We start from the raw sequence: 14,803 nt of genomic DNA, 5'->3' as shown, positions 1-14,803 counted from the left end.
CCGCGCCTCGCGGAGCGTCGCAGCTCAGGCGCCCTGGAGGGCGTCGGTCAGCCGGCCTGTGGGTCGCCCTTGGTGTAGGTGAGGCGCTCGACCTGGCCGGGCTCGAATTCGTTGTCGACCTGCTTGCCGTTCACGTACAGCTCGATCGCGCCCGCGTCGCCGAGGACCAGATCGATCTTCTTCTTGTCCTGGAAGGTCTTGTCCTGGCCCTGCTCGAGGACGCCGTCGAAGAGGGTGCGGCCGCTGTGGTCCTTGGCCGAGATCCAGCTGCGGCCGTCGGGGGCGACGACCTTGACCGTGACCTTGTCGCGCGGGACACCGGCGATGGCGCTGTCCGACGGGTCGGGCTTGGGGTCGGCGGGCTTGGTGGGCTTCGGCTTCTTCGTGGGCTTGGGCCCTGCGGGCGTGGAGCCCTCGGCGACGGCCTTGGAGCTGTCGTTGTCGTCGCCGCCGCTGAACGCGGTGAAGCCGACGAAGCCGATCACCGCGACGATCGCGGCGACCATGGCGGCGGTCCAGTTCGGCCGGCGTGGCTCGGAGCGGATGCGCTCGGCCTCGAAGAGGGGCGCCGCCGGAGTGGGCGCGGGCGGGTGGCCTCCGTGCCCCTCGTCGTACTGGGCGAGCAGCGGGGCCGGGTCGATGCCGACGGCGCGCGCCAGCGTTCGGATGTGGCCCCGGGCGTACACGTCGCCGCCGCACCGGGAGAAGTCGTCCTGCTCGATCGCGTGCACGATGGGGATGCGCACCCGGGTGGTCGTGCTGATCTCTTCGACGGTCAGGGCGGCGTCGAGGCGGGCCTTGCGCAGGGCGCGGCCGATCGAGGTCCCGGCGTCGGCCTGGTGGTCGGCGGCCTGGGGCGCCGCGTCCGCCCGGCTCTCGTCGGCGAAGCGGTCGGGGCGGTCGAGGCGGTCGTCTGAAGGACGGTCGTCTTCAGGGGAGTTGCCGATGGACACGGGGGCGCCTTTCGAGCGTGTAGCCACCTGCCGGAGGTTCAGTTTAGGGGGGTCTTGAAAGGGTGGGGCAACCGGGCGGACGGACTTTGTACGCCATCAGAATGGCCGGACATCCTGATGGTGGGACATCGTGCTCTTCTTCCCCTCAACTTGACGTGCTCCGAAGGGAAACGGTTGCCTGCCGACCCCTTACGGGTGAGCCTCGCCCGGCCTTATGGGTGAGCCTCCCCGCGGATCACGGCGAGCACGCCGTCCAGCTCATCAGGTTTCACAAGAACGTCACGTGCCTTTGAGCCTTCGCTCGGCCCGACGATGGAGCGCGACTCCATCAGGTCCATCAGCCGGCCGGCCTTGGCGAAGCCGACGCGCAGCTTGCGCTGCAGCATGGACGTGGACCCGAACTGGGTGGATACCACCAGCTCAGCGGCCTGGCACAGCAGATCCAGGTCATCGCCGATGTCCTCGTCGATCTCCTTCTTCTGCTTGGTGCCCACGGTGACGTCGTCCCGGAAGACCGGCGCCATCTGGTCCTTGCAGTGCTGGACCACCGCGTGGATCTCGTCCTCGGTGACGAAGGCACCCTGCATACGGGTGGGCTTGTTCGCGCCCATCGGCAGGAACAGGCCGTCGCCCTTTCCGATGAGCTTCTCCGCGCCGGGCTGGTCGAGGATGACGCGGCTGTCGGCGAGCGAGGAGGTGGCGAAGGCGAGCCTGGAGGGGACGTTCGCCTTGATCAGTCCGGTCACGACGTCCACGGAGGGGCGCTGGGTGGCGAGCACCAGGTGGATGCCGGCCGCGCGGGCGAGCTGGGTGATGCGCACGATCGAGTCCTCGACGTCGCGGGGCGCCACCATCATCAGGTCCGCGAGCTCGTCGACGATCACCAGCAGGTACGGATACGGGCTGAGCTCCCGCTCACTGCCCTCGGGCGTCTTGAGCTTGCCCTCGCGGACCGCCTGGTTGAAGTCGTCGATGTGCCGGTAGCCGAAGGCGGCGAGGTCGTCGTAGCGCAGGTCCATTTCCCGTACGACCCACTGGAGCGCCTCCGCGGCCTTCTTGGGGTTGGTGATGATCGGCGTGATCAGGTGCGGGATGCCCTCGTACGCGGTGAGCTCGACGCGCTTGGGGTCGACGAGGACCATCCGGACGTCCTCGGGCGTCGCTCTTATCATGATCGAAGTGATCAGGCAGTTGATGCACGACGACTTGCCGGAGCCGGTGGCGCCGGCGACCAGGATGTGCGGCATCTTCGCCATGTTGGCCATGACGTAGCCGCCCTCGACGTCCTTGCCGAGCGCGACGAGCATGGGGTGGTCGTCCTCGGCCGCGTCCGCGAGGCGCAGCACGTCGCCGACGTTGACCATCTCGCGGTCGGTGTTCGGGATCTCGATGCCGACCGCGGACTTGCCGGGGATGGGCGAGATGATCCGGACGTCCGGGGAGGCCACCGCGTACGCGATGTTCTTGGCCAGCGCCGTGATCTTCTCGACCTTCACGGCGGGGCCGAGCTCGATCTCGTAGCGCGTGACCGTCGGGCCGCGGGTGAAGCCGGTGACGGCGGCGTCGACCTTGAACTCGGTGAACACGTTCGTCAGCGAGTCCACGACCGCGTCGTTGGCGGCGCTGCGCGACTTGCCGGGACCGCCGCGCGTCAGGAGGTCCAGCGAGGGCAGCGCGTAGGTGATGTCCCCGGCGAGCTGCAGCTGCTCGGCGCGCGGCGGCAGTTCGCGCGCGGGCTCGGGGGCGGGCTTGGTGAGGTCCTGCACGGCGCCCTGAGCGGGCTCCTGCGGCTTCTTCCTGAGCTTGCCGGGCACCGGGGCGTCCGTGGCGCGTGCGGGCGGCACAGGCGCCGTGTGCTCCGCCTGCTCCGGCTGCCCGGACTCCGCACGCTGCCCGCGCTCCCCGGAGACGCCCTGCGTCAGATCGGCGACCAGCGGCGAGGGTGGCATGCCGTGCAGCACGGCGCCGTCCAGGGCGGCGGCCGCGGCGGCCGCCACGTCCACGGCGTCCATCGGCCGGTCCATGTCCGGCTGTACGGGGGTCCTGCGGGGCCTGCGGCGCTTGGTGAGCGCCTCTTCCTCCGCCTGGTCCGCGCCGTACGCGTCGGGGGCGGCGGTGCGCCGGCGCACGGGGCGCGGCGGCAGCGCCTCGCGCCACTGCTCCTCGTAGCGCTCCTCGTCGTCCATGAACAGGTCGGCCTCGGGCTCCGGCTGGAGCAGGCCGAGTCTGGTGCCGAGCAGCCGCAGCCGCTGCGGGATGGCGTTGACGGGTGTCGCCGTGACGACGAGCAGCCCGAAGAGGGTGAGGAGCACCAGGAGCGGTACCGCGAGGATCTCGCCCATGGTGAAGATCAGCGGGGTGGCGGAACCCCAGCCGATCAGTCCACCCGCGTCCCTTATCGCCTGCATGCCGGAGCTGCGTGCGGGCGAGCCGCACGCGATGTGGACCTGGCCGAGGACGCCGATGACCAGGGCGGAGAGGCCGATCACGATGCGGCCGTTCGCCTCGGGCTTCTCCGGGTGGCGGATGAGGCGTACGGCGACGGCGCCGAGCAGCAGCGGCACCAGCAGGTCGAGGCGGCCGAACGCGCCGGTCACCAGGATCTCGACGAGGTCACCGACCGGGCCGCGCAGGTTCGACCAGGTGCCCGCGGCGACGATCAGGGCGATGCCGAGCAGGAGGAGCGCGAGGCCGTCCTTGCGGTGTGCCGGGTCGAGTCCCCTGGCGCCGCGCCCTATGCCGCGGAACATCGCGCCGACGCCGTGCGCGATGCCCAGCCAGACGGCGCGCACGATCCGGTACACGCCCCCGGTGGCGCTGGGCGCCGGTGCGGGCGCGGGCTTCTTCGCCGCGACCTTCTTGGCCGGTGCCTTCTTCGCGGGCGCCTTCTTCGCCGCGGCCTTCTTCGCGGGCGGTTTGGCGACGGCCTTCTTCGCCGGGGCCTTCGTCGGCGCGGCCGCCTTCTTCGCGGGCGTCTTCTTGGCTGCGGACTGACGTGAGGCCATGGGTGTGAGGTTACCGGTGTCGACCACCGCGGACACGTGTGCCCACTGCTTCACCCGTTGGTGTCGCCCTTGCGGTGGCGCAGAACTGACGGGGGTTCACCGCGCGCACGCGCCACGAGACCCCTTCAGCGAGGCCTCGTGCCGCGTCAGTTCTGCGAGGGGACCGAGGGGGCGCCGCTGCCGGCGCCCGGCCCCAAGGCGTCAAGGGCCCGGCGCAGACCGGTGAGTTTGCGTTCGAGATGGGCGGCCGTGGCGACCGCCGCGGCGTCCGCCGACTCGTCGTCCAGCTGTTTGGACAGCGCCTCGGCCTGCTCCTCGACCGCCGCGAGCCGCGCCGACAGCTCGGCGAGGAGTCCCGCGGGCTCCTTCGTGTCGCCGGCCGCGGCCTTGCCGCCGCCTTCGAGCTGGAGCCGCAGCAGCGCCGCCTGCTCCCGAAGTTGGCAGTTCTTCATGTACAGCTCGACGAACACCGAGACCTTCGCGCGCAGCACCCACGGGTCGAACGGCTTGGAGATGTAGTCCACCGCGCCCGCGGCATAGCCGCGGAAGGTGTGGTGCGGCCCGTGGTTGATGGCGGTGAGGAAGATGATCGGGATGTCCCGGGTCCGCTCCCGCCGCTTGATGTGCGCCGCGGTCTCGAAGCCGTCCATCCCCGGCATCTGGACGTCCAGCAGAATGACCGCGAAGTCGTCCGTGAGTAGTGCTTTGAGCGCTTCCTCCCCGGACGATGCCCGCACCAGTGTCTGATCGAGCGCAGAGAGGATGGCCTCCAGCGCCAGCAGATTCTCCGGCCGGTCATCGACCAGGAGGATCTTGGCCTTCTGCACCATGGCCCGCCCTCCTCGCCCCGGCGAAACACCGGGCGCCGCCCCAGAGGACGACTCCCTTGCGCCGCCCGTCCTTGTGCCGGTCATCGTAGCCGCACCCCGCCTGTCGCCACACCCTGTCACCGCGATGTCACTGTGCACGTAGCAGAAACGCGGTGGGAGACCAGAAGGTTCCCCCAATACCGCCGTTCTACACGACTCCGGCCACACTCTGTCAGCAACTGCGTGTGACGAAGCCTGTTCTCGGTCACTGAGCGCGCATCCACTGCTCCATCACCGACAACAGATGATCGGGGTCGACCGGCTTCGTGACGTAGTCAGAAGCTCCGGAGTCGATCGCCTTCTCCCGGTCACCCTTCATCGCCTTCGCGGTGAGCGCGATGATCGGGAGCCCGGCGAACTGCGGCATCCTACGGATCGCCGTCGTCGTCGCGTACCCGTCCATCTCGGGCATCATGATGTCCATCAGAACGACCGTCACATCATCGTGCTGCTCCAGCACCTCGATGCCTTCCCTGCCGTTCTCCGCGTACAGCACCGCAAGACCGTGCTGCTCCAGGACGCTGGTGAGCGCGAAGACGTTGCGGATGTCGTCGTCGACGATCAGGACCTTCTCGCCGCCGAAGTGGAAACCGGGCCGCGCCGCGGCCGGCGTCTCCTGCCCCGCGGCCGGCCACTGCTCCTCGGGCCGCTGCTCGGGAGCCTGCGGACCCGGGGCCGACTGCCCCGGCAGGGCCGTCGGCTCCTGCGCGGGCGCGGGACGGCGCCGCCTGCGGAAGAGGGCCGCGGGCCCCGAGGCCGCGTCGTGACGCGCCGGGGCCGCCTCCGGCTGCCCCGCGTCCTCGGGCGCGGGCATCTCCTCCAGAGCGGGCAGTTCGCGCGGCTGGGGCGCGGGCGCCAGCTGCGTGTAGCCCTGGGGCGGCAGTTCGCTCGGGTGCAGCGGCAAATAGAGCGTGAAGGTGGAGCCGCGCCCCGGCTCGCTCTGCGCGTGGATCTCGCCGCCGAGCAGCCGCGCGATCTCCCGGCTGATGGAGAGGCCGAGGCCGGTGCCGCCGTACTTCCTGCTCGTCGTGCCGTCGGCCTGCTTGAACGCCTCGAAGATGACCCTCATCTTGCTGGCCGCGATGCCGATGCCGGTGTCCGTCACCGAGAAGGCGATCAGGTCGGCGTCCGCGTCGCGCAGCGAGCCCGCCTCCAGGAGCTGTTCGCGGATCGCGTTGGGCACGTCGTTGCTGGCGTGCCGGATGACCAGCTCGACCGCTCCGGAGTCGGTGAACTTGACCGCGTTGGAGAGCAGGTTGCGCAGCACCTGCAGCAGGCGCTGTTCGTCCGTGTGCAGCGTCGCGGGCAGCTCGGGAGAGACCCGTACGGAGAAATCGAGCCCCTTCTCCGCGGTCAGCGGGCGGAAAGTGGCCTCTACGTAGTCGACGAGTTGGACCAGTGCGATGCGCGTCGGCGAGACGTCCATCTTGCCCGCCTCGACCTTCGACAGGTCGAGGATGTCGTTGATCAGCTGCAGCAGGTCCGAACCCGCGCCGTGGATCGTCTCGGCGAACTCCACCTGCTTCGGGGTGAGGTTCGCGTCGGCGTTGTCGGCGAGCAACTTGGCGAGGATCAGCAGGGAGTTGAGCGGCGTGCGCAGCTCGTGCGACATGTTCGCGAGGAACTCGGACTTGTAGCGCATCGAGACCGCGAGCTGCTCCGCCCGCTCCTCCAGGACCTGCCTGGCCTCCTCGATCTCGGTGTTCTTGACCTCGATGTCGCGGTTCTGCTGGGCGAGCAGCTCGGCCTTCTCCTCCAGCTCCGCGTTGGAGTCCTGCAGCGCCTTCTGCCGGTTCTCCAACTCGGCCGAGCGCTCGCGCAGTTGCTCCGTCAGCTCCTGCGACTGCTTGAGCAGCACCTCGGTCTTCGTATTGACGCTGATCGTGTTGACGCTCGTCGCGATCATCTCGGCGATCTGACTGAGGAAGTCCTTCTGGATCTGCGTGAACGGCTGGAACGCGGCCAGCTCGATCACGCCGAGGACGGTCCCCTCGAAGAGCACCGGCAACACGATGACCTGCGCCGGCGGCGCCTCACCGAGGCCCGACGCGATCCGCAGATAGCCGGAGGGCGCGTTCTCCACGAGGATCGTGCGCCGCTCCTTGGCCGCCGTCCCGATCAGCGTCTCGCCGGGCCGGAAGGACGTCGGCATGGACCCCATGGAGTACCCGTAGCTGCCGAGCATGCGCAGTTCGTACGCGTCCTCGTGATCGCCCCCGAGATCCTGGCCGTCGTCCGTGGGCATCGCGAGGAAGAACGCGCCGTGCTGCGCCGAGACGACCGGCGTCAGCTCGCTCATGATCAGCGAGGCGACGTCCTCCAGGTCGCGGCGGCCCTGCATCAGGCCGGAGATCCGCGCGAGGTTGCCCTTGAGCCAGTCCTGCTCCTTGTTGGCAAGCGTCGTGTCGCGCAGGTTCGCGATCATGGTGTTGATGTTGTCCTGGAGCACCTGGATCTCACCGGCCGCGTCGACCTCGATCTTGAGGTTCAGGTCGCCGCGGGTCACCGCGGTGGCGACCTTGGCGATGGCGCGCACCTGTCGGGTGAGGTTTCCGGCCATCTCGTTCACGGACTCGGTGAGGTCCCGCCACGTGCCGTCGACGTCACGGACGCGTGCCTGGCCGCCCAGCTGCCCCTCCGTGCCCACCTCGCGGGCGACCCGGGTGACCTGCTCGGCGAAGGACGACAGCTGGTCCACCATCGTGTTGATGGTGGTCTTGAGCTCCAGGATCTCGCCCCGGGCGTCGATGTCGATCTTCTTGGTCAGATCACCCTTGGCGATCGCGGTGGTGACCATCGCGATGTTGCGGACCTGACCGGTAAGGTTCGACGCCATCGAGTTCACGGACTCGGTGAGGTCCTTCCACGTACCGGATACGCCAGGGACGCGCGCCTGACCGCCGAGGATGCCGTCGGTGCCCACCTCGCGGGCCACGCGCGTCACCTCGTCGGCGAACGAACTCAGCGTCGTCACCATGGTGTTGACCGTGTCGGCGAGCTGCGCGACCTCGCCGCGCGCCTCGACCGTGACCTTCTTGGTGAGGTCGCCGTTGGCGACCGCCGCCGAGACCTGGGAGATGTTCCGCACCTGGCTGGTCAGGTTGTTGGCCATCAGGTTGACGTTGTCGCTCAGGTCCTTCCAGATGCCGGTGACCCCCGGCACGCGCGCCTGACCGCCCAACTGACCCTCGGTACCCACCTCACGGGCCACCCGCGTCACCTGCTCGGCGAACGACGACAGCTGGTCGACCATCGTGTTGACGGTGGTGACGAGTTCGAGGATCTCGCCCTTCGCGTCGACGGTGATCTTCTTGGAGAGGTCACCCATGGCGACGGCCGTCGTGACCTCGGCGATGTTCCGCACCTGAAGGGTGAGGTTGTTCGCCATGCCGTTCACGGACTGCGTGAGGTCCTTCCAGGTGCCGGAGACGCCCTGGACCTCGGCCTGGCCGCCCAGGATTCCGTCCGTGCCCACCTCGCGGGAGACCCGCGTGACCTGCTCCGCGAAGGCCGAGAGCTGGTCGACCATCGTGTTCAGCGTGTTCTTCAGTTCGAGGATCTCGCCCCGCGCGTCCACGTCGATCTTCTGCGAGAGGTCACCGCGGGCCACCGCCGTGGCCACCTGCGCGATGTTGCGGACCTGCGCGGTGAGGTTCCCGGCCATGCCGTTCACGGAGTCCGTCAGATCGCGCCACACACCGGCCACGCCGGGCACCTGTGCCTGACCCCCGAGGCGCCCCTCCGTGCCCACCTCGCGGGCCACCCGGGTCACCTGGTCGGCGAAGGCGGAGAGCTGGTCGACCATCGTGTTGATGGTGTTCTTCAGTTCGAGGATCTCGCCCCGCGCGTCGACCTCGATCTTCTGCGAGAGATCACCGCGCGCCACCGCCGTGGTGACCTGCGCGATCTGCCGCACCTGCGACGTCAGGTTGCCCGCCATGAAGTTGACGGAGTCGGTGAGGTCCTTCCACGTACCGCTCACGCCGTCCACACGGGCCTGCCCGCCGAGGCGGCCCTCCGTACCCACGTCACGCGCCATCCGCGTGACCTGGTCGGCGAAGGACGACAGCTGGTCCACCATCGTGTTCACGGTGTTCTTCAGCTGGAGCATCTCGCCGGAGACGTCGACGGTGACCTTCTGCGACAGGTCGCCGTTGGCGACCGCCGTCGTCACCTGCGCGATGTTGCGGACCTGCCCCGTGAGGTTGCGGAACGCGGTGTTGACCGAGTCCGTGAGGTCCTTCCACGTACCGGCCGCGCCCTGCACCTGCGCCTGGCCGCCGAGCTCACCCTCGACACCGATCTCGCGCGCCACGCGCGTCACTTCGCTGCCGAAGGCCGAGAGCTGGTCGACCATCGTGTTCGTGGTGTTCTTCAGTTCGAGCATCTCGCCCGCGACATCGACGGTGACCTTCTGCGACAGGTCACCGTTCGCGACCGCCGTCGTCACCTGCGCGATGTCCCGCACCTGCGTGGTGAGGTTCCTGAAGACGGTGTTGACCGAGTCCGTCAGGTCCTTCCACGTACCCGCCGCGCCCGGCACATTGGCCTGGCCACCGAGCTGCCCCTCGGCGCCGACCTCGTTGGCCACGCGCGTGACCTCGTCCGCGAACGTCCGCAGCGTCTCGGTCATCTGGTTGATCGTCTCGGCGAGCTGGGCGACCTCGCCGCGCGCGCTCACCGTCACCTTCTGCGACAGATCGCCGTTGGCGACCGCCGTCGTCACCTGGGCGATCCCACGCACCTGCGCGGTGAGGTTGCCCGCCATCAGGTTCACCGAGTCGGTGAGGTCCTTCCACACACCCGCCACTCCAGGCACCTGCGCCTGCCCGCCGAGCTCACCCTCCGTACCGACCTCGCGGGCCACCCGCGTCACTTCGGAGGAGAACGACGAGAGCTGGTCCACCATCGTGTTGACGGTGTTCTTCAACTCCAGCATCTCGCCCGCGACATGGACGGTGACCTTCCGCGACAGGTCACCCTTGGCGACCGCCGTCGTCACCAGCGCGATGTCCCGCACCTGGGCGGTCAGCCGGTACGCCATGGTGTTCACGGAGTCCGTGAGGTCCTTCCACGACCCCGACATCCCGCGCACCCTGGCCTGCCCGCCGAGCTTGCCCTCGGTACCGACCTCGCTGGCCACCCGCGTGACCTCGTCCGTGAACGTGGAGAGCTGGTCGACGAGGTTGTTGACCGTCCGCCCGACCTTCAGGAACTCCCCGCGCAGCGGATGACCGGTCCCGTCGTCCCCCTGCGCCCGCAGCTCCATGCGCTGCTCCAGGTCACCCTCCGCGACCGCGGAGAGCACCCGGCCGACCTCGGAGACCGGCCGCACGAGATCGTCGACGAGCGCGTTCGACGCGTCGATCGCCGCGGCCCACGAGCCCTCGCTCGCTCCCGTCTCCAGTCGTTCCGTGAGTTTTCCCTCACGTCCGACCATGCGCCGCACCCGCGAGAGCTCACCGGTGAGGTGCAGATTCCGGTCAGCCACCTCATTGAAAACGGCGGCGATCTCCGACATCACATCGTCACCGGAGACCGTGAGCCGCTTGCGGAAGTTGCCGTCCCGCATCGCTGCCAGGGCTGCGAGCAGCCTGTTCAGAGCCGCCGCATCCACTGAAGCCGTCGTCCCGTTGCGCGGTTTGCGCTGTTTGTTCAGGGACTGTCCGTCTTTCGCGCGCGTCTTAGTGGCCCGCGTCGCTGCGCCAGACTCCACTGTGTCCCTCCCGCAAGGGTCGACCGGTACTGCTCGGGTTGTTCTGAGCTGCTGCATGAAGCTTGCCCAGTGTTTCACCATGGCCGAACCAGGCCATAACAGTTCGGCAGCTTCGCACACCGTCCGCACACCCTCCGGGCGGAAACACTGACGACCGGCATCAGCATGGACGGCGAAGGTAAGTAACCTTGCATCCGGCTGTCCAACCACCCCGGTCCTGCCCGGCCAGGGCGGTGGTACACGAACAAGCGGGCATCGGAGGGGCGGCCGTCACCATGGGTTCGGGAGAACTGGGCGTCGATACAGTCGACACTGTCGATACTGGTACGAGGAGTGCTGTGATCACCGCGCGCGCGGCTGCGACCTTCGACCCCGTCGGACGTTCCGTCGCGACGGCCCGCTCCTTCGTACGCGACACCCTGCAGGGCTGGGGATTCTCGGACATCGTCGACGACGCCGTCGTCCTCACCAGCGAGCTGGTGACCAACGCCGTGGTGCACGCAGGCACGGCCGCCGACGTCGAGTGCCTGCGCAGCGAGGACGCCGTCCGCATCGAGGTCTCCGACCGCTATCCGGAACGCGAGATCCCACTCCAGCAGTCCTCCGTCAACATGGGCAGCCCCGATCGCGAGGGCGGCCGCGGCCTCCAGCTCTGCGCGGCGCTCGCCACCCGCTGGGGCGTCGACTACTCCCCCACCCACAAGCAGGTGTGGTTCCAGCTCGACCTGCCCCACCGCCCCGTCGGCACCCGCACCGCGGGCCCCGCGCTGCCGGCCGACCTGCTGCCCATCGCCGACGGCAGAGTCCGCGTCGCCGTCATCCAGATCGACCGCCTGGGCGCCGTCTCCGCCTGGAACGAAGATGCCGAGGAACTCTTCGGGTACGTCGCCGAACAGGTCATGGGCAAGCCCCTCAGCGACCTCGCGGCCTGGCCGCACACTCCCGGTACCAGCACCGGCATCGCGGAGGCCCTCCGGCTCTCCCGCTGGGAAGGCAGCTACGGCGTCCGCGGCGCCAACGGCTGTGTGATCCCCGTCTACGCCTCGCACCTGCGCGTCCGCGACGCCGACGGGGAACCCTCCACGGTCTGCCTGCTCGTACGCGACGACGAGCGCGCTGTGCTGCAGACCCCGCTGCGCGGCGCCGCCCCCGAGCCGGGCGCCCGCAGCGAGCCGCACGCCGCGGACCCCTTCGAGGTGTTCATCGGCTCTCCCGCCCCGGACGACCTCGACGGTCTGCTCCAGCGCACCGTCGAACGCGCCCGCGACATGCTCGACGGCGACGCCGCCTTCCTGCTCCTCGCCACCGACGACGAGACGGAGCTCGAGGTCCGCGCCTCCACGGGCCTGCCGTCGGCCCGCCAGCGCTTCGCCCGCGTCCAGGTCGAGTCGGCCCCCGGCCGCTACGGCTCGGCGCGCATGCCGGCCGTGCACGAGGACCTGACGGTGGTGCCGGGCGCGGTCCCCCTGCTCGCCGGCACGGGCATGCGCTCGGTCGTCACGGTCCCGTTGAAGGTCGAGGGCCGCCTGACGGGCTCCCTGGGCGTCGCCGCCGAGGCCTCGGGGCGGTACTCCAACGAGGAGGCGCTGCGTTTGCAGTTCGCCGCCGACCGCATCGCCCTGGCCGTGGAGTCCGCGCGCCTCGGCGAGCTCGAACGGCTGCGCCGCGGCTCCCTCTCCTTCCTCGTCGAGGCCTCCGACCTCCTCGCGGGCACCCTCGACCGCGACCAGACCCTGGCTCTCATGGCCCAGATGACGGTCCCGACCCTCGCCACCTGGTGCGCCGTCTATACGATCGCGGACCAGTCGGCCGAGCCCTATCTCTCGTACGTCCTGCACGAGGACGAGGAGCGCATCGACGGCCTCAAGGCCCTGCTCTCCAAGATCGCCCCGCCGGACCCGGTCCCGACGCCGGGTGCGCGGATCTGGGCGGCCCCCTCCGAGGCCGCGCACCAGGCGGCCCTGCGCACCTCCATGCGCAGCCTGGGCCTGGGCGAGACCCCGCCCCTCGGCTCGGGCATCGGCACGACGCTCTCCACCGCCTCCGCGGTCGGCGGCGAGACCGTGGTCCTGCCCCTGGTCGCCCGCAACCGCGTCATCGGCATGCTCACCCTCGGTAAGCCCGCCGACGAGCACTTCCGCCAAGAGATCCTGGAATTGGCCGAAGATCTCTCCCGCCGGGCGGCCCTCGCCCTCGACAACGCCCGCCTCTACTCCGAGCGCATGGCCATCAGCCAGTCCCTGCAGCGCAGCCTGCTGCCGCCGGGCCTGCCGCAGGTGCCGGGCGTCGAGGTCGAAGTCATCTACCGCGCGGCCGGCGAGGGCAACGAGGTCGGCGGTGACTTCTACGACCTCTTCCCGATCCGCGACGGCGCGTACGGCTTCGCGATCGGCGACGTCTGCGGTACGGGCCCGGAGGCCGCGGCCGTCACGGGCCTCGCCCGGCACGCGCTGCGTCTGCTGGCCCGGGAGGGCTTCGGCGGCCCCGCGGTCCTCGAACGGCTCAACGCCGCGATCCTCGACGAGGGCGCCCGCAGTCGCTTCCTGACGCTCCTGTATGGCGAGTTGTGGCCCCAGGAGGACGGCTCGGCGGTCCTGAAGGTCGTGTGCGCCGGCCATCCGCTGCCGCTCCGGCTGCGCCAGGACGGCACGGTCGAGCCGTACGCTGAGCCGCAGCCGCTGCTCGGCGTGATGGACGACCTCGAACTGTACGAGCAGACGATGACCCTCGACCCCGGCGATGTCCTGCTGTGTGTGACCGACGGCGTCACCGAGCGCCGCGAAGGAACCCGCATGCTCGGCGACGACGGCCTGGCGGAGGTCCTCACCACGTGTACGGGCCTCACGGCCGGCGCGGTGGCGGCGCGCATCATGCGCGCGGTGGAGCGTTTCGCGACGGACGCGCCCTCCGACGACATGGCGATTCTGGCGATGCGCGTGCCGGGCCTGCAGAAGGACTGAGCGTTCCGGGGCCCGGAGAAGGGCCCCGAAGAAGGGTCCCGAAGAAACGAAGGAAGGCCTCCGCCCAACCGGGCGGAGGCCTTCATTGTTTGAGCCCCCAAGCGGAATCGAACCGCTGACCTTCTCCTTACCATGGAGACGCTCTACCGACTGAGCTATAGGGGCCTGCTGCCTTTCGGGGGTTTTCCCCGCGGCAACGGAATAGATCATACCTGAAATCGAAGGCGCATCGAACCGCCCTTCGCAGCGGCTCAGAAGGCCGGCTGGAGAAGTCCGCCGAGTGCGTTGCAGGCGGAGACGACGCGCTGCAGCTCGCGCCGCGACATCGAGGCGTCCACCGGCAGCGCCAGCGTCTCGTCCGCGGCCCGTTCGGTCTCCGGCAGCCGCACGTCCCGCCAGAACCGCGGCATGCGGTGTACGGGAGTCTTCACCGGCACCCGGCACTCGACTCCCCTGGCGCGGACGGCGCGCGCGAAGGCGTCCCGGTCGGGCCGCCCGTTCCCGGGCACCCGGACGACGTACTGCTGGTAGCGGTGTCCCTCGCCGCCGTCGGGCGTCATGACGCCGCTGAGACGGCCGTTGAGATACGCCGCGTGCGCCCGGCGAAGAGCGAGCCCGTCGTGCGCAGCCTCCGGCTCGCCCTGCTCCAGGACGAGCAGCCCCTGCCGCTGCCCTATGTCCCGCAGCCTCCGCACATCGGCCTGGTTGCCGAAGCGGTGCACGACGACGACGGCGGCCGTACGCGGCGTCAGCGCGGCGCTGACGGCGTCCGGGTCGAGGCAGTACGTGGCGGGATCTATGTCAGCGAAGACGGGCACCGCTCCGGCGAGGACCACGTCCTCGGCCACCTCGGCGTTCCCGTAGGCCGACACGACGACCTCGTCGCCGGTCCCGACACCTGCGGCGCGCAACATTGCAACTGTCCCCATGTCTGCGGATGTTGGCTGCGCAACGTGAACGGCAAGTAACAGAAAACAAAAAAGAGCTGGTCCCTGAACCGAAGTTCAGGGACCAGCTCTTATCAAGATTAGTTCGGCGGCGTCCTACTCTCCCACAGGGTCCCCCCTGCAGTACCATCGGCGCTGTGAGGCTTAGCTTCCGGGTTCGGAATGTAACCGGGCGTTTCCCTCACGCTATGACCACCGAAACACTATGAAACTGTCAACCGCACCGCAGTCGTGGCCCGACATACGGGGTTGTTCGTGGTTTCAGAACCAACACAGTGGACGCGAGCAACTGAGGACAAGCCCTCGGCCTATTAGTACCAGTCACCTCCACCCGTTACCGGGCTTCCAGATCT

6 protein-coding genes, 1 tRNA gene and 1 rRNA gene are annotated in these 14,803 nt (G+C 69.4%); 1 reads left to right on the top strand and 7 read right to left on the bottom strand.

Annotated features, from left to right (window positions below):
• Window positions 1–47 precede the first annotated feature (47 nt).
• The 4 genes from AC07DI_RS09815 to AC07DI_RS09800 all read right to left on the bottom strand — a co-directional run bounded on the left by AC07DI_RS09815 (window position 48) and on the right by AC07DI_RS09800 (window position 10,444).
• On the bottom strand, window positions 48–953 hold the full coding sequence (locus AC07DI_RS09815) for a helix-turn-helix domain-containing protein (RefSeq protein WP_384260937.1): 906 nt from the start codon (window positions 951–953) through the stop codon (window positions 48–50).
• 212 nt (window positions 954–1,165) lie between these two features.
• Window positions 1,166–3,958 carry a DNA translocase FtsK gene (locus tag AC07DI_RS09810; RefSeq protein ID WP_478903475.1) on the bottom strand — a complete coding sequence of 931 codons (2,793 nt, stop codon included), beginning with the start codon at window positions 3,956–3,958 and terminating at the stop codon, window positions 1,166–1,168.
• A gap of 146 nt (window positions 3,959–4,104) precedes the next feature.
• Window positions 4,105–4,788 carry a response regulator gene (locus tag AC07DI_RS09805; RefSeq protein WP_478903473.1) on the bottom strand — a complete coding sequence of 228 codons (684 nt, stop codon included), beginning with the start codon at window positions 4,786–4,788 and terminating at the stop codon, window positions 4,105–4,107.
• 244 nt (window positions 4,789–5,032) lie between these two features.
• A complete protein-coding gene (locus tag AC07DI_RS09800; RefSeq protein WP_478903471.1) occupies window positions 5,033–10,444 on the bottom strand; it encodes a HAMP domain-containing protein in 5,412 nt (1,803 codons plus the stop codon).
• 437 nt (window positions 10,445–10,881) lie between these two features.
• On the opposite strand from AC07DI_RS09800, the gene AC07DI_RS09795 reads away from it, so the two are divergent.
• Window positions 10,882–13,503, top strand: a complete 2,622-nt coding sequence (locus AC07DI_RS09795) for a SpoIIE family protein phosphatase (RefSeq protein ID WP_478903469.1) — start codon at window positions 10,882–10,884, stop codon at window positions 13,501–13,503.
• A 92-nt stretch (window positions 13,504–13,595) separates the two neighbouring features.
• On the opposite strand, the gene AC07DI_RS09790 is transcribed toward AC07DI_RS09795, so the two are convergent.
• The 3 genes from AC07DI_RS09790 to rrf all read right to left on the bottom strand — a co-directional run bounded on the left by AC07DI_RS09790 (window position 13,596) and on the right by rrf (window position 14,650).
• A tRNA-Thr gene (locus AC07DI_RS09790) sits at window positions 13,596–13,668 on the bottom strand.
• Window positions 13,669–13,754: 86 nt separating this feature from the next.
• Window positions 13,755–14,417 carry a DegT/DnrJ/EryC1/StrS family aminotransferase gene (locus AC07DI_RS09785; protein WP_384260951.1) on the bottom strand — a complete coding sequence of 221 codons (663 nt, stop codon included), beginning with the start codon at window positions 14,415–14,417 and terminating at the stop codon, window positions 13,755–13,757.
• Between the two features lie 116 nt (window positions 14,418–14,533).
• A 5S ribosomal RNA gene (gene rrf / locus AC07DI_RS09780) occupies window positions 14,534–14,650 on the bottom strand.
• Window positions 14,651–14,803 lie beyond the last annotated feature (153 nt).

This window comes from Streptomyces sp. NPDC044106 (genome assembly GCF_056433985.1).
The sequence above is the reverse complement of the archived record's forward strand: the minus strand, read 5'-3'. Positions and strand labels throughout refer to the sequence as shown.